Annotated in this window: 12 protein-coding genes; 6 read left to right on the forward strand and 6 right to left on the reverse strand. The window is 44.0% G+C overall.

All coding sequences use genetic code 11. The features are described from left to right. The first annotated feature begins 1 nt into the window (after position 1). The 3 genes from ACEN2L_RS09555 (at position 2) to ACEN2L_RS09565 (ending at position 6,466) form a co-directional block, all read left to right on the forward strand. Positions 2-4,330: an alpha-1,6-glucosidase domain-containing protein gene (locus tag ACEN2L_RS09555; RefSeq protein WP_441743428.1), complete on the forward strand. Its 4,329-nt coding sequence runs from the start codon at positions 2-4 to the stop codon at positions 4,328-4,330. 675 nt (positions 4,331-5,005) lie between these two features. Continuing rightward, positions 5,006-5,773 (forward strand): EAL domain-containing protein, encoded by a 768-nt coding sequence (locus tag ACEN2L_RS09560; protein ID WP_441743429.1) that lies wholly within the window; start codon positions 5,006-5,008, stop codon positions 5,771-5,773. A 54-nt stretch (positions 5,774-5,827) separates the two neighbouring features. Then, positions 5,828-6,466, forward strand: a complete 639-nt coding sequence (locus tag ACEN2L_RS09565; RefSeq protein ID WP_441743430.1) for a glycine-rich domain-containing protein — start codon at positions 5,828-5,830, stop codon at positions 6,464-6,466. 106 nt (positions 6,467-6,572) lie between these two features. Here ACEN2L_RS09565 and ACEN2L_RS09570 read toward each other — a convergent pair whose 3' ends face one another. Both ACEN2L_RS09570 and ACEN2L_RS09575 read right to left on the reverse strand, forming a co-directional pair. Further along, entirely contained in the window at positions 6,573-7,139 is a 567-nt protein-coding gene (locus ACEN2L_RS09570) for a DUF502 domain-containing protein (protein WP_306022562.1), read from the reverse strand. 33 nt (positions 7,140-7,172) lie between these two features. Continuing rightward, the gene (locus ACEN2L_RS09575; protein ID WP_306022563.1) at positions 7,173-7,442 is read right to left on the reverse strand and encodes an RNA recognition motif domain-containing protein; all 270 of its coding nucleotides are present in this window, start codon (positions 7,440-7,442) and stop codon (positions 7,173-7,175) included. Between the two features lie 214 nt (positions 7,443-7,656). On the opposite strand from ACEN2L_RS09575, the gene ACEN2L_RS09580 reads away from it, so the two are divergent. From ACEN2L_RS09580 to ACEN2L_RS09590, 3 genes are all read left to right on the forward strand, one after another. Then, positions 7,657-9,630 (forward strand): alpha-amylase family glycosyl hydrolase, encoded by a 1,974-nt coding sequence (locus ACEN2L_RS09580; protein ID WP_441743431.1) that lies wholly within the window; start codon positions 7,657-7,659, stop codon positions 9,628-9,630. Further along, positions 9,627-10,466: an alpha/beta hydrolase gene (locus ACEN2L_RS09585; protein WP_441743432.1), complete on the forward strand. Its 840-nt coding sequence runs from the start codon at positions 9,627-9,629 to the stop codon at positions 10,464-10,466. Before ACEN2L_RS09580 ends, ACEN2L_RS09585 begins: the two co-directional genes overlap by 4 nt. 99 nt (positions 10,467-10,565) lie before the next feature. Then, a complete protein-coding gene (locus ACEN2L_RS09590; RefSeq protein WP_306022566.1) occupies positions 10,566-13,262 on the forward strand; it encodes a glycoside hydrolase family 31 protein in 2,697 nt (898 codons plus the stop codon). A 52-nt stretch (positions 13,263-13,314) separates the two neighbouring features. Here the strand turns inward: ACEN2L_RS09590 and ACEN2L_RS09595 are convergent, their stop codons facing one another. The 4 genes from ACEN2L_RS09595 to moeA form a co-directional block, all read right to left on the reverse strand. Then, a complete protein-coding gene (locus ACEN2L_RS09595; RefSeq protein ID WP_306022567.1) occupies positions 13,315-13,866 on the reverse strand; it encodes a DUF2780 domain-containing protein in 552 nt (183 codons plus the stop codon). 159 nt (positions 13,867-14,025) lie between these two features. Beyond that, a complete protein-coding gene (locus ACEN2L_RS09600) occupies positions 14,026-14,472 on the reverse strand; it encodes an MOSC domain-containing protein (RefSeq protein ID WP_441743433.1) in 447 nt (148 codons plus the stop codon). Further along, positions 14,473-15,834 (reverse strand): MATE family efflux transporter, encoded by a 1,362-nt coding sequence (locus ACEN2L_RS09605; protein WP_441743434.1) that lies wholly within the window; start codon positions 15,832-15,834, stop codon positions 14,473-14,475. It abuts the gene before it with no gap. A gap of 45 nt (positions 15,835-15,879) precedes the next feature. After that, the gene (moeA, locus tag ACEN2L_RS09610) at positions 15,880-17,124 is read right to left on the reverse strand and encodes a molybdopterin molybdotransferase MoeA (RefSeq protein ID WP_441743435.1); all 1,245 of its coding nucleotides are present in this window, start codon (positions 17,122-17,124) and stop codon (positions 15,880-15,882) included. Positions 17,125-17,142 lie beyond the last annotated feature (18 nt).

Here is a 17,142-nt window from a genome sequence, read left to right on the forward strand (position 1 = left end):
TATGTTTATAAACCCCCTTATATTAAGCCGCGTCTTGCTCATATTTACTGCAGTTGTTTTAGCAGGATGTGGTGGTTCGTCGGTCGAATCCGGCTCAAACCAATTATTAACCTGTAGTGTGCCAACGGTGCCTAATGCCGCTGGCACAATGTGTGTAGCTCCGCCGCCATTTAATTGTGCACCTCCTACTGTGCCTAACGAAACCAATGATGGGTGTATTGTAGGTGCAGACCCAACCGCGCCAGCGCCTAGCGTTTTTCCGACTGACTCCCAAGCTGTGTTGTATTACAACCGAGCTGCAGTGGGGGCAACAAATGTCGCTGGCGACCCCTCTTATGAGGGGTATCGTTTGCACACGTGGAGTGTTGCTGGCGCCTGCGATGCCTATGCTGCTTCTGATACGGATTGGGCCAACGGTCGTGTACATAACGGCGTTGACCCTAACTATGGCGCGTATTGGATAGTAGAATTAAAACCCGGATACGCCGGTACACCAGGGGCTTGTGGTAATTTTATTATTCATAAGGGGGATGAAAAAGAAATGGGCGGGGGTGACTTCACAATGCCGCTCTCTCAGGACGATCCTACTTTTCCACGCATGAACTTTGTTTTTTCGGGGGAGGCCTCAATTTTTGAATTTCCAATTGTTTCTCTTGGACCTCAACCAGTAAAAATTGAAGGGCAAGCCGCTCATTGGTTAGATGCCAATACCTTATTGTGGGACGTAGATTTCACTAAAGTCAGTACCGTGAAATTGCATTACTCCGCCGCCGCCGATTTAGCCGTAGATCTTGAAACTGGTTTAAACGGCACAGCAATCGAGTTAGAAGAAGTCACGCTATCCGATGAGCAAAAAGCGCTTGCGCCTCACCTTGCGAATTTACATGCGTTTCATGGTCAATGGACGGCTGAGGATGCGAAGCAAGTGCTAAAAGCACAAGCCGTCTTAGCCTCGTATGACAGTGAAGGATTAATTAATGGTGCCACAGGTATCCAAATCGCCAATGTATTAGATAACTTATACACCCGCGGTGAAGAGGATGCTGATGAAGCGCAACTTGGTCCGATTTACGGTGACGATGGCACTATCACTGCCGCTTTGTGGGCACCGACAGCGCAAAGTGTGAAGCTAAATCTGTATAACGCCAACAAGACTCTTGCTTCGTCAACAGCGATGACCTTGGACGATAACACTGGTATTTGGACCTACACTGGTGGTAGCGAGCTTGATCGAGCCTTATATCGTTTTGAAGTGACGGTTTATCATCCTAAGGCAGAAGGCTTACAAGTATTGTTAGTTACTGATCCTTATTCTGTGAGCTTATCAACCAATAGCCGTTTTTCTCAATTTGTTAACTTAAATGATGCTGATTTAAAGCCGGACGGCTGGGAAACGCAAACTGTTCCAACCATAGCTAACTTTGAAGATGCGGTTATATACGAAGGTGCAATCCGAGACTTTAGTATCCGTGATGAAAGCACAAGTGCAGCCAATCGTGGCAAGTACCTCGCTTTCACTGAGATGGACAGCGCGCCCGTCAAACACTTAAAAAAATTAGCCGAGAAAGGCTTAACTCATTTTCACATGCTGCCGGCTAATGATATTGCCACCATCGAAGAAGATGTGACTAAAACCGTTAATCTGTCCAGTACCTTAAATGCACTTTGTAGATTGAATCAATCAGCAGATATCTGTAAAGACTCATCAGTATCTCAAAACATGACGCTAGAAGAATTATTTACAAGCTATGATTCAATTTCTGAACCAGGTAAAGCCCAAGCGCTAGCCGAAGCAATGCGCGGTGTTGATCAATTTAATTGGGGCTACGATCCATACCACTTCAATGTGCCAGAAGGCAGTTATGCCTCTAATCCCGAAGGTGTAACACGCATTAAAGAAATGCGCGCGATGAATATGGCGCTGCATGAAATCGGCTTACGTGTTGCCCTTGATGTGGTCTACAACCACACTAATGCTTCAGAACTAAATGGTAAATCAGTATTAGACAAAGTTGTGCCTGGCTACTACCACCGCTATGAAGTTGATACTGGCGCTATCGTGCGTGAAACTTGCTGCGATGATACCGAGCCACGCAATGTGATGATGGAAAAGTTAATGCAAGACTCATTGATTCAATGGGCCAGCCAATATAAATTCGACTCTTTCCGTTTTGACATTATGAGCCAAGCCACCAAGGCCACAATGATCCGTTTGTTTGATGCGGTAAAAGCCGTTGATGAGGATACGTATTTTTATGGCGAAGGCTGGAATAAAGCTGACAGAGGTTACGAGCAAGCCACGCAAATTAATATGGCCGGAACTGAAATTGGTACCTACAACGACCGCATCAGAGAGGCCGTACGTCAAGGCCATATCTTTAGTAAAGACGCCAGTAACGATGCACTTGCTGCCCAAGACAGAATAAAAATGAGTTTGGCCGGCACCTTAACAAACTACGTATTGAAAGATTTTAATGATGTCGCGACTACCACAAATATTCTAGGTGGCTACGCGACTGATCCTGGCGATATCATTAACTACGTGTCAAAACATGATAATGAAACCCTGTGGGATCAATTAAATTATGTACTCCCGGATGATCTGACTTTAGCTCAACGTGTAAGAGCGCAAAACATTGCCGCAACCATTCCCTTAATGGCACAGGGTATTCCGTTTTTGCAAATAGGTGGGGACTTTTTACGCTCTAAGTCTATGGATAGAAATACCTACGATTCTGGAGATTGGTTCAGCTATGTAGATTTTACTATGGCCACCAATAACTGGAATGTCGGTTTGCCTTTGGCACAAGATAACCAAGCTCGTTGGGAAGAGATTGGTCAATTCATGAATAGCCCAGAGCGAGCGGCAAGTATGACTGAAATTGAGTTTGCCTCTGAGGTATTCAACGAACTGCTTAGTATTCGTAGCAGCTCTGCGTTATTCAGGCTCACTACGGCTGCGGATATTATCGACCGAATCGGTTTTCATAACATCGGCAAACGTCAAACCCAAGGTTTGATCGTCATGAGCATCGACGATGGCATAACAAGCAGCGACGAAGCGACTCGCCCTGACTTAGATCCCATGGTGGATGCTGTGATGGTGGTTATTAACTCCAGTTATGAAGAACATTCTCACACTGTGCCCACTGCCAGCGGTTTTGAATTACATCAGATCTTGGCATCGTCAATCGATCCTACCGTGCGCGGTGCTTATTTTAGCCCTGGCGAAGGTGAGGGAACGTTTACCGTTCCGGCCTTAACCACTGCTGTGTTTGTTAAAGCGCAAAGTGGTGAACAAGGGCTAGGACTCTCGGCGTATGCTACATCTGGCGCGCCGGATGTCGTGCCGTTCGGAAGTACAGTCGTATTGGTTCGCGGTGCATTTAATGGCTGGGGTGAGGTTAATCAAATGACCTACGCCGGCAGTGGCGTGTACGAGTCAATCATTAGCGTTCCAGCTGGCGATTACGAATTCAAAGTGGCCTCAGCAGATTGGTCAACTGTGGACTTTGGTGCAAGCGATCAAGATATTACCTTAGGTAGCGATAAAGCATTAAGTCGAAGCGGCGCTAATTTAAAATTATCCTTGTCTGAAGACGCTACTTTGAAATTCAGTTTGGATGCGAGTGATACTGAGGCGCCAATCATCAATGTTGATTACGAGGAGCCTTTCCATCCTACCACCGTATTTGTGCGTGGTGCGTTTAATGGTTGGAGTGAAAATAACCCAATGTCTTATGAAGTCGGCGGGCAATATATGGCGACCTTTGATATCACGGCTGGCGATTACGAATTCAAAATTGCCTCAGCAGATTGGTCTACAGTCGATTATGGCGCGGCCGATGCTGATACCTCTTCGAGCATTGGTAACCTCAAAGACGCTAGAAGGAGCGGGGGCAACATTGCTATTACTATTCCAGCTGATGGACGTTATACCTTCCTGTTTGATGCCGCTGATATCAATGCGCCAACTATTGCTGTTTTCAATGCAAAAATGTTTGGCGAGACCGCCGTGTTTATTCGTGGTGCATTTAATGGTTGGGGAGAGTCTGATGAGGTGGCTTATATGGGAAATAGCACTTACGAAACCCAAATAGCCATCGATGCGGGTGATTATGAGTTTAAAGTGGCTTCAGCTGATTGGTCTACGGTTGATTTTGGCACCTTAGGCGACGATCAAGTTGTGGCCTTAGATAGCAAGAAAGCCTTAGGTCGCTCGGGTGCTAACCTAAAATTGACCATTGAAAACACCGGAACCTATAAATTTACGGTTTCAGGTCCTGATCCAAGTCAGCCTAAAGTAACAGTGACTCAGGTTATGCCTTAATGAGTTAACACCGTATGACTGTTAAGCCGCTCAATTGAGCGGCTTTTTATTATTAGCCAATAACTAATAGTTGCTCAATAGATTAGATGTAGTGGGTGCTAAAATATGCTGCAATAAGGCTGTACTAACGGATGAGTAAGCGAGTTCTTTGATGTGAAAGCAGGCCTTAGCCAGCTGTTAGTTTGGCCCTTTCTTTCCGGCTAAGTACGCCAACACGCCTTTGTCAAACGTCAGAACCTTGCTCACCGAGGATTACGATATTGCCGATTACCAAGCTTTGCATAAAAAAAGCAAATCATTACGTAGATAAGGCCTGCCAAAGATATTCTAATGCCGGCTCTCATTAATATTGCAAGTGGCCTTCAACGCGGAATAGTCAAACGCTAGGAACTCAGTTTGTTTTTAAAAGATTCAAACCAGTCTGAAGAAGTGCACGATGACCAAATAGCTCCATGGCAGTTATTTGTTGTTTCACTGCTATTTGGCGACAAATGCTGACAGTTTCGTCGCTTTTTTTATCTCGGTAGATTATCGATTCTTTTGATAAACACTTAATTAGGGTAAACTTTATCTCTCACACTGTTTTACTTCGTCATGCCTTCTTTTTTCAAAATATCACGAATAAGAATTTTGTTTAAATTGAATAAATGATGAACAAATAAAGGGGGCGTTTTAGTGCTCAGTCCTTCACAAATACTAACAAGCAATAATTGTGGTCAATGTGCCAATAAAGACGAATTAGGTTTTGACTTTACAATGGCTTTTCAACCCATTATTGATTGGCATGAAAAACGTATTTTTGGTTACGAAGCCTTGTGCCGTGGACCGAGTAATGAATCTGCATTTTGGGTTATTTCTCAAGTTAATGACAAAAACCGCTACGTATTTGACCAACAGTGCCGTGTTAAAGCAATTGCTTTGGCTGCACAATTGAACCTTAAGTCAATGTTGAGTATTAATTTTTTGCCTAATGCTGTTTACAACCCACAGCGCTGCATCAGAACCACCCTAGAAGCAGCAAAACAGTATCATTTTCCCACTGAAAACATTATGTTTGAGTTCACTGAAGTTGAAAAAATTGACGATGCTGAACATGTCAAAAAAGTGGTTGAGTACTACCACGCCCTTGGATTTCAAACTGCAATTGATGACTTTGGAGCAGGGTATTCAGGTTTGGGATTATTAGCCAATTTTCAAACGGACATAATAAAGTTGGATATGGGCTTAATACGTGATATCAACATTGATAAATCCAGACAAATAATTGTCAAAAATACCCTAAATATGTTGCAAGAGCTGGGTATTAAAGCCTTGGTAGAAGGCATTGAAACAGTCGGTGAAATGCAGTGGTTAGCTCAGGCGGGCTGTTCATTGATGCAAGGTTATTTGTTTGCAAAACCGGGATTTGAATCCCTACCAGAGGTGGATTTTTCTCGCTTTTAGCAAAGCGGTACGAAGACCTTAACGAAATAAACAAGGAAGTCAAAAGGCGTATCAATGTTGCACTTTATTTATTTTTTATTACTTGGTGCTGGTGTTATTTTGGGGTGCAAAATTTACGTCCTCAATAAGAAGAGTAAGCGTTTAACCCTAATTGAGCAGTATAGCTTTCCCCTTAGTATTTCAACAAAAGTTGGCGAACAATACCCACAACTTTCTCAATCAGACCTTCGCTTAGTGATCAAAGGCTTACGTGAATATTTTCATGTTTGTAATCTTGCTGGTAGAAAGCCAGTCTCCATGCCGTCCCAAGTGATTGATGTGGCATGGCATGAGTTTATTTTGTTTACACGCCAATACGACCAATTTTGTAGTAAAGCCTTTGGTCGATTTCTACATCACACCCCAGCTGAGGCCATGAAGTCGCCAATGATGGCGCAAAAAGGCATTAAGACCGCATGGCGCTTTGCCTGTCAACGCGAAGGTTTGCCACCCAAACAGGCCAGTAGGCTGCCCTTGCTGTTTGCGATTGATGCCAAGCTCAATATTCGTGATGGGTTCCATTATCGCCTCAACTGTAAACATCAAGGTAAAGAAGCCTACTGTGCCAGCCACATAGGTTGTAGTGGATGTTCTGGTGGTTTTAGTGCTTGCTCGAGTGACGTTAGTTGCAGTGGTGGATGTAGTGGTGATTAATTATGAACTATTGGGTAGTGAATGATGTGCGTTTATAATGCTTAAAATACAAAGAGGCGTACTATTTTAATCTGCCTCTTTGTTTAAATGCAGCAAGTATGAGATATTATTTTTCGGCTTTAACGCCACCGGTTAAGGCGATCCGCATCGCTTCTTCCGCACCAATGTTTAACGGGGTGATCTGACTGCGTTTGACATACAAGGTGTAACCACCAATTTGATAACTCAGTGGTACGTAAACGCCTACTTTGTCTTCGTCATTAAATAACTGTTGACCGGTTTTTTCACCAGTCACAAAACCTATTAAATGCATATTGGGTTGAATTTCTATGGATACCACCGCCTTACTGTTCTCTTTGTCTTTGATAGAGAAGACGGTCATGATGTCGTTAATTGCGCCATAGATTGATTTAACTAAGGGGATTTTTTCGATTTGACGATTAAAAAAGCCAACCAATCCATTAATGAAATACAGATTCATCAATAAGCCCGCGACTAAAATAATGCCGCAGGCAAGTAAAATACCTAAACCGGGAAAATATAAATGCTGAGGAACAAAGGGCTGTAATAGACCTTCGGTGCCTTCCATAAACCAATAAACAAAATACAAGGTAAGGGTTAAAGGCAATACAGCAACAAGTCCTTTAAATGAAAGGGTAAGTAGTTTGTTCATGTTGTACTCTGGATAAACTTTGCTGGATTGATATCACTTAACTTCGGGTGGCGTTTCGGCTTTAAGACTTTGTGCGTATTTCACCCGAATTTTGTTTGCCCCTAAGTAACTGTCGTTTAGTTGTTTAATCGCCGCTTTTGCTTCGCCTGGTTTAGGTAACTCAACAAAACCAAAACCTTTCGATAAACCATTGGTTTTTTCACGTACTATGCTGCACGATTGCACTTTACCAAAGGCAGAAAAAGCCGCGTGAAGCTCGTCTTCAGTGGTTTCGCGATCTAAGTTTCTTACGAGTATTTTCATTCTTTCTCTCTTTTTATCAGTAGGTTGACACATCCGGCGATAGTTTAACAGTTTACATGCAAGTGTAAGAGCTGAATTTTTAACTATCTAGCGAAGTTGAATACGTATGTAGAGCGCTGTCAGAATGCTGCTGCTGCAGGTATTATTTGTAATTATTTTGTTAACGTTACAGGGCTGTTGTCAGTCACTTGTGTTTTGTTAGGATAATCTATCTATGTTACCCAGTAATTTGAAGCGTCACGCTCGTTATTTTAGTTTTATCGCCTTAACCCTTGGAGTTACCTTGGCTTGCACCCCCGTTAATCAAGACTCGAGTCCTGAAGAAAATAAAGCCAGTGACTTAGCGCGTTTTTTGCCGGCTGAACCACAGGGGAAACCCGTCGTTTATCAAGTGTTTACTCGCTTATTTGGCAACAAAAATCAAACTAATACGCCCTGGGGAAGTATTGCAGAAAACGGCGTTGGGAAGTTTAGTGACTTCACTGACACCGCTCTGCAAGGCATTAAGCAGCTCGGCGTCACTCATATCTGGTATACCGGTGTACCTCATCATGATGTTATCACCGATTATGTGGCCTACGGGATTAGCAATGATGATCCAGATGTTGTCAAAGGACGGGCAGGCTCACCTTATGCGGTAAAAGATTATTATAACGTTAATCCCGATTTGGCTGATGATCCGGCGCAGCGCCTTGCTGAATTCGAAGCGCTAATCAAACGCACTCATAACAATGGTATGCAGGTTATTATTGATATTGTGCCTAATCACGTAGCGCGCAATTATCAGTCCTTAAGCAAACCTCAAGGTGTTAAGGACTTTGGTCAAGACGATGACACGAGTGTGACGTATCGGCGCGACAATAATTTCTATTACGTAGTGGGAGAGGATTTTAAAGTGCCACAGCCCCTTGATGGCTATCAACCCTTAGGTGGTCAACCTCACTCCTTGAGTGATGGTAAGTTTGACGAGTCACCGGCCAAATGGACGGGGAATGGGTCGCGGCTTGCCCAGCCGCATTTTCATGATTGGTATGAAACGGTCAAAGTAAATTACGGAGTTAAACCCGATGGCTCGTACGATTTTCCCCGTTTACCAGAGCAATATTTAAAACTGGGAATTGCCGACCATCAGGCGTTTTGGGCCGACAAAGACGTACCCGATTCGTGGCGCAAGTTTCGAGATATTACTCACTATTGGCTTCAAAAAGGCGTAGATGGATTTCGCTATGATATGGCTGAAATGGTGCCCGTCGAATTTTGGAGTTATTTAAATTCTTCGATTAAGACACGCAACCCACAGGCATTTCTGTTGGCTGAGGTATATAACCCCAGTCAGTACCATAATTATATTCAATTAGGAAAAATGGATTATCTGTACGATAAAGTCGATTTTTACGACACCTTGAAAGCGGTAATGCAACAGAGGCAATCAGCACAAAAATTGCACCAAGTACAAACCGGCATTGCTGACATCGAGCCGCATATGCTGCACTTTCTAGAAAACCATGATGAGCAGCGGATCCCAAGCGATGACTTTGCCGGCTTAGTGGGCGGCGCACAAATGGGCAAACCCGCCTTGGTCGCATCTGCTTTAATTAGTCGTTCACCGACCTTGATTTATTTTGGTCAAGAAGTAGGAGAGGATGGCAGTGAAGACATGGGCTTTGGTAAGCCAAGCCGCACCACAATTTTTGATTACGCGGGTGTGCCAGCCCATCAGCGTTGGATGAATAACGGTCAGTTTGATGGTGGGCAATTAAGTCTCGAAGAGCGCGCATTACGAGATTACTACATCAAAGTACTGAATATTTCTGCCTATCATCCCGCCATGTTAGGTCAATATCTGGCCCTACCCATGCAAGCCAGTTTTGTTTATGCAACACAAAAAGACCAAGCAGGCAGATTACAACGTTTGAGTTACGAAGATGCCGCTAGGGTTTTTGCTTTTGTTCGCTTCACACCTAGCAGTAGCCTTTTGGTCATCAGTCATTTCTCTGAGCAAAATAGTGTGAATATTAGATTGCCTTTGGATACGAAAATAATTGAAAATGCGCGCCTTGGCTCCGGTCAGCATGTGGTGGTTGATTTACTGACTGCTGAACAATACTCACTTAATGTTGACGGCCAAAAAACGGTGTTTAATGCGACTCTCGCTCCTATGCAATCTTTGGTGATCCAATTAAAATGATGCGTTTTTTATCCTCAATCTGCTTCTCAGCGCTTTTACTCGCTTGCACTGAGTCTTCGACTACTGTGTCAGTGCCATCAACAGCGGCGGCAAATGTGCAAGAGTTACCCTTTGAGTTTGTAGTGGATGGCTTAGACAGACAGCGCAAAGTGCGTCTGTATTTACCGACAGATTATCAGACATCTGAACAATCCTATCCAGTTATTTATATGCTGGATGGTCAAAACCTCTTTGATGATGCAACCGCCTACGCTGGAGAGTGGGGCGTAGATGAAACACTGAATCAAATGGCAACGACTGAGGGGCTAAAATTTATTGTGGTGGGCATCGATAACGGTGGCGACAAACGCATGAATGAATATTCGCCTTGGGTAAATAAACGCTTTGGGGCTGCGCAAGGCGCACTGTTTACTACCTTTATCGTTGATGTAGTAAAACCCTTCATTGATAACAATTACCGTACATTAGATGACGTTGAACATACTGCCATTATAGGCAGCTCGATGGGCGGTTTACTGGCACATTATGCACTGCATGCCCATCCACAGATTTTTGGCAAAGCGGGCATTTTTTCCCCCTCATATTGGTACTCAGCAGACGTTTTTACGTATTCCAAAGATCACAAGGCCTCACTCGATGCAAAAATATATGTTATGTACGGTGATAAAGAAGGTGATGGCATGATAGTTGATACAACCTATATGCAGCAGCAATTAAGAAAGCAAGGGCACCCAAGGCAAAATATGCTGTTTAAACGCGTGCTCGGTGGTGAGCACAACGAGGCTTTGTGGCGCAGCCAATTTGCTGATGCGGTGAGATGGTTATTTAGCTCATAAAGCTAAGCAAGCCTTACTGGCTCTTCTATCCGCCTCGACTTTTCAGTGGATTAACATTTTATAATATTTGCTAAAATTTGCAGTAATAAGGACATCTTTATGACATTTAGCGCGCCGAAGACTGTTGGTATGGGGATACAAGCGACTGCATCGCTTTGTCATAAATACAACAAAGCTAAGCCTCGTTTTTTTCGGTTTAATCTGAATCTGTTATTTACCGTAGTTAGCTTGTGTTGTTGTTTGCCCGTCGGTTTTGCTGCCAACTACCAAAGTCACGGGGTCAACGGTAACACCTTAGTGATCAGTACTGACGAAGGGCATGTGCAATTGCGCGCTTATGGCGATTCCGCCTTTGAAGTGTTGTACAAAGTAGCAGGTGAGCAGCAAATACCGTCTTTCGCCATCAGTGAAAAAGCCCAGACTTCAACACTAGACATTGCAAATAACACAGACTTTTTATCGGTTAACGCAGGCAATATTAGCGCCGTCGTATCTAAGTCACCTTTGCAAATTTCTTTCTATCAAAATGGCAAGTTATTGGTGGCTGAGGAAACGGGCTTTTTTAAACATGCCACCACCCGTGGATTTCGTTTTACTTTGCAGGCAGATGAAAAACTTATCGGTGGTGGCCAGCGGATTGTCGGAATGGATAGGCGAGGACAGCGCTTTCCTTTATACAACCGCGCTCACTATGGGTACACCACAGAATCACAACAAATGTATTTTGGTTTGTCAGCGGTCATGTCCAGCGAACACTACACCTTAATCTTTGACAATTCTGCCAGTGGCTTCATGGATTTAGGGCAGACCCAAAGTGATATTATGCAGTTTGAAGCAGTCGCCGGGCGCAGCGCTTATCTCGTTGTTGCTGGCGATAACTACCCTAAACTCATTGAAAATACTATCAAGTTAACCGGTAAGCAGCCGCTCCCACCGCGCTGGGCAATGGGCAATTTTGCTTCGCGCTTTGGTTATCGTAGTGAGCAAGAAACTCGCGATACGGTGCAAACCTTTATCGATGAAGGTTTTCCCCTTGATGCCGTAGTACTTGACCTGTATTGGTTTGGTAAAGATGTAAAAGGCATGATGGGCAATTTAGCTTGGGATAAAACAGCCTTTCCAACACCCGAAAAAATGATTGCTGATTTTGCTGATTTGGGCGTAAAAACGATTCTAATAACAGAACCCTTTATCTTATCCACCTCATCCCGGTGGCAAGAGGCACTTGATAATAATGTGCTGGCTCTTGGTTTGGATAATCAAGCGAAACAATTCGATTTCTTTTTTGGCAATACGGGCCTCATTGATGTGTTTTCTGAGCCAGCCAGTCAATGGTTTAATGGCATTTATACCGAGCTGTACGAACAAGGTGTGGCCGGCTGGTGGGGCGATTTGGGCGAACCTGAGGTGCATCCAAGCGATACCCTGCATCAGTTTAAGGGAATGACGCTTACTGCTGATGAAATTCACAATGCTTATGGGCATATGTGGGCAAAACGTGTATTTGAAAATCAGCTAGCTATCGCACCCAAAGAACGGCCTTTTATTATGATGCGCAGTGGTTTTATGGGCTCACAACGATATGGCATGATCCCCTGGACGGGCGACGTCAGTCGCTCATGGGATGGTCTCAAGCCTCAGGTCGAATTGTCTTTACAAATGGGCTTACTTGGTTTGGCGTACACCCATTCTGATCTCGGTGGATTTGCCGGGGGAGAAGAATTTGATCAGGAATTGTACATTCGTTGGTTGCAGTATGGTGTCTTTCAGCCGGTCTTTCGTCCACATGGCCAAGAAGAAATTGCACCTGAGCCTATTTTTCATGATAAACAAACTAAAGATATTTTGCGTGAACATATCAAACTTCGTTACGCGATGTTGCCGTATAACTATTCTTTGGTATATGAAAATAGCCTGACAGGCATGCCATTAATGCGCCCGGTGTTTTTTGAGGATGAAAGCAATCCGGTTTTAATGGATATTAAAGACAGCTATATGTGGGGGAAGGCGTTGTTGGTTAAGCCGATCACCTCACCTGATCTCGATGAAGTTCAGGTAACCCTTCCTAAGGGGCGTTGGTTTGATTTTTGGACCGATGAGGATTACGAGGGAAATCAAACGATCAGCCTAAAAACCGAGTTAGATCGCATACCGGTTATGGTCAGAGCTGGAAGCTTTCTACCCATGGTACTGCCGGTACAAACAATCGATGAATACAACACCAAGCAATTAGATTTACATTACTACTCTGATGCCACCGTCGAGCGCTCAAAAGCGACCATGTACGACGATGATGGTAAAAATCCAAATGCAATCAGTTTAGGTGAGTACGAAACCCTTAGTTTCAGCGCATTACAACAAGATAAACAATTGCAAATTAGTCTTAATCGACAGGGCAAATATAAAGGTATGCCGCGAAAACGTGAGATGCGCTTGGTGATCCATAACTGGCTTAAAGCGCCCTTGCAAGCCCAGAAAGTGATAAAGACTTTACTACCTAACATTGGAGAAGCTGAGCCAAATACTAGCGCAGAATCACCTGCGCCAGTTTCATCCAGTACAGAGCCTTCAGTCAAACCAGCGCCTTTAGTAACGGTTGCTAGCGAGAAAGGCAAAACCGCTCCTATCTTATCATCACTGCCATTAGTGACTGATATAGAGACCTTGGATAAAAGTAAAGCTGCCATGTATTGGGAAGAGACGACCAGCACCTTGTATTTAAAGTTTAGTTGGCAGCACGATATTCAAGTGAGCGTGAAACAGTCAGATGATGACGAACTTGTGACAACACCTTAGCAACAAAAAAGCCCACTGTGTGGGCTTTTTGATAATGTAATGAAGATGAAACTCAAGCAGAAAGTTTGCTTAGACCTTGCATCAAGGTAGCTTTGATTTGTTGCCCTTGCTCTGTGTCTAAGTATGCTTTTGCTGCATTAACATATTGCATAATCATTTCAGGCTTCAAACCTAGGGCTTCAAATTGTTTTTTAACTTCGTTAACGGCCTTAAGCGAATCACTGTAGTTAGCGGCTTTATCCATCAATCCACCTAAACCACCTTCGCTTGCCATATTACTGATATCAGGCACTGCGCCTAATAGGCCACCTAAGCCGGGCAACGAATCAGTTAAACTGCCGAATTGTTCACTGGATAAATTGCCTTTGGCATAGTTAAAAATAGACGCAAGTCCACCAGTGGCCTGAGAGTCGCTGACTCCAAGGGTACTGCTGACAGAAGCGATCATGTCGCTGACATTGGGCATCGCTGGTTTTTCTGCTTCAGCTTGTGTCTTGACTTCCATGCCTAACATACTTTTTAACGAGTCCAACCAACCTTCAGCGTGGCTTTGTGGGGTAAAAGCCAGTGCGGCGACTATTAAACCTAGGTGTTGTAATTTCATCGGTTTCTCCTGAGTGATGAATTAAAAACTAATTCGCATCGTAATATGCATAAGTGTCACGCATTATCATTGATTTTGTGGGGCGAAAGCCAATGATAAATGATAAAAATCAATGGCAACCTGGTTTTGCATCGGGAGATTGCGCTTAACTGTTGGGATTTACACTATAACGACTTTATCACCTAGCGTGATTCTGCCATCAGCAATGACCTTGCAGCAAACACCCCCTCGCCAAACAGGCAGCAATGCTTTGGTTAAACCGAGTACTTGGGCATCCATTTTGGGGCAGGGATCAGTTTCGCCCGTTACCAGCAAAATTAATTGACCAATTTTAACTTGTTTGCCAACGAAGCTAGCATCAAAGGATACGCCTGACACCAGTAAGTTGGCACGGCGAAGCGTCCAAGGTAAGACTTTATCGAGTTCATTCTCTACTACTTGCCATTGCTCGGCACTGAGTAGGGTGACTTGGCGTTTTCCGGGTTTACCGCGAGCATCACCATCAACACCTGCAACGCGAGTCACCATTGTTGCGTTTTTAACTTGCATTGGTGCTTTGGTTTTAGGGCGAAAAGCAATCCCCTTCAAAACAAGGTTGTTGGTCATTTAATGACTCACTGTAGGGGGTAACTGTGTTTGGGCTTGCACGTGTTTGAGTCGTAAACTCAGCAAGACGGCGGCGGTACTCAGTCCACAGATAAAACCAATCCAAAACCCAGCCCCCGCCATTTTAGGTACAATCCAATCGGTTAGGCCTAATATACAGCCTATGGTCATGCCCACGATCCAATATGAAACAAAGCTTAAGTAAAACATCCAAGCGGTGTCTTTGTAACCTCGCAAAGCGGTACCCGAAATAACCTGTATAGCATCTGAAAACTGAAACATCGCTGCCAGTAATAACAAACTTGAAGCCAAGAGAATCACTTCTTCATCAATGCTATAGAGCCGCGCAATCATTTCGCGGGCAAATACTGTAAATGTGGCGGTAAAAACGGCTATGCTAATGCCCACTAAAAAGGCACAGCGAGTAGCAATTTTAGCTTGGTCAGGGCGGTTTTCACCTAATAAATAACCAATACGAATACTGGTTGCCATACCCAAACTCAGTGGGATCATAAACATCAGAGCCGAAAAATTCAGGGCGATTTGATGAGAGGCCACCACCGTTGCACCAAAAGGTGCAAGTAATATGGCTACCACTGCAAACAAGGTGACCTCGAATAAAATGGTCATGGCAATCGGAAGGCCTAGTTTTATGCATTCACTGATCAAGCTTAAATCAGGCCAGTAGAATCTTTGGTACAAGTTAAACTGACTCAGCTTTTTTGAGTATTTGGTATAAATTAGTGTCGCGATAAACATCGCCACAAATACCAGTGCAGTTGCAATACCACAACCCGCACCACCCAATTCAGGCAAACCAAATTTACCGTAAATCAATACATAATTAGCCGGAATATTTACCAGCAAGCCAATCACCATAATGACCATGCTCGGTTTAGTAATCGATAAACCCTCGCTGAAGTTTCTTAGAACCTGATACAAGGCAAAGGCCGGCATACTAAATAAAATATATTGAATGTAGTCGATGGTAATAGTGCGAAGCTCAGACTCCATGTTGATGACATTCAACAGTGGTTCAAAAACAAAGCTAAATGCAACTGCCAGCAGGGCAAATACCATCGATAACCACGCCATTTGCTGCGTATAATTGGCGACCTTATCGGTTTGTTTAGCGCCGTTAAAGCGTGAAATAATCGGTGGCAAAGCGAGCGTAATACCCTGAATAAAGACAATAACAGGCAAAGTGAAACCAAAACCGATAGCCACTGCAGCCATATCGGTGGCGGAGTAACGACCCGCCATAATGGTATCTGATACGCCCATTAAGGTTTGGGTAATTTGGGCAATCAGTAAAGGCCAAGCTAAGTGTAATATTGTTTTTAGTTCTTTTTTAAAGGCCACTGTTTTCTTCTTTTAAATAAGGTTGTTTGTAGGGGTAGTACCGAATCAATGTAAAAAGGCAAAAGGTAAAATCTTCACTAATTCGCCCTGTTCGATGTCACCTTGAGCTTGTGCCAATAATAAATAACAATTGGCTTTACTAATTGAACTCATTACCCCTGAGCTTTGATTTTTTTGCGCCTCGACCCACAGTTGTCCCTGTTCGTCTCGCTCATAAAAGGCGCGTTGGAAATCTGCTCTACCGGGGCGTTTTGTGACTTTTTTTGCTACTTTCGCCACTAAATATGCTTGTTTATCAAGGTTGATTTTTTGCCCTGATAGGGTTTTAAGCAAAGGCAAGACAAGTTGCTCAAAGGTGACAAATGACGAAACGGGATTACCAGGAAGACCGCAAAAATAGGCTTTGTTCAACTGGCCGAAGGCAAAAGGTTTACCAGGTTTGATGGCCACCTTCCAAAAGTTGATTTGCCCCAGTTCAGCAAGTATTTCTTTCACGAAATCGGCTTCACCCACTGATACGCCACCGCAAGAAATAATGACATCACACTCTTTATCTGCCTGTACAAACATCCTACGTAAAACCGTTTTATCATCCGCTACAATGCCGTAATTGAGTACCTTCATTTTCATGCTTTGAAGTTGAGCGGCTAGGGCGTAGCTATTACTTTCGTATATGGCGCCAGTTTTTAAGGGCTGGCCAGGTGGCGTCAGCTCGTCACCAGTAGCCATAATCCCCACGGTCAAGGGGCGAATCACTTTTACATCTGCTTGGCCAATAGAGGCAATAAGAGCCAGTTCAGCCGGTCCAAGACACATACCTTTGGCCAACACTCGCTCCCCTAGGCGAATATCGTTTCCTGCCGGGCGGATATTGTGTCCAGATTGCGGCACATGCGTAACGCTAACCATATCGTTGTTAATTTGCGTGTTCTCTTGCATTACCACTGCATCTGCGCCTTGCGGTATGACCGCCCCGGTCATTATACGCACGCATTCACCTTGTTCTATTTGACCGGTGAAGGGTTGTCCGGCTAAGGCAGTACCGATAAGTTGTAGGGTGCTTGTATGCTTAAGATCGGATGCGCGCAGGGCATAACCATCCATGGCAGAATTATCTGCTGGAGGCACATTCATGTTCGATATAAGGTCAGTCGCTAACACACGTTGATGGGCTAAGGCTAAACTCACCACCTCTGATTCACTCACTGCTGTTACTTGCGATAAAATATTTTGTACGGCACTTTTCAGTGGCATTAAACCTGGTGCATCACAATGTTCTAATGTGCTCACAGCTTCTCCTGGCAACAA

The organism is Flavobacterium sp. W21_SRS_FM6 (assembly GCF_052119645.1).
Lineage (GTDB): Bacteria > Pseudomonadota > Gammaproteobacteria > Enterobacterales > Alteromonadaceae > Paraglaciecola.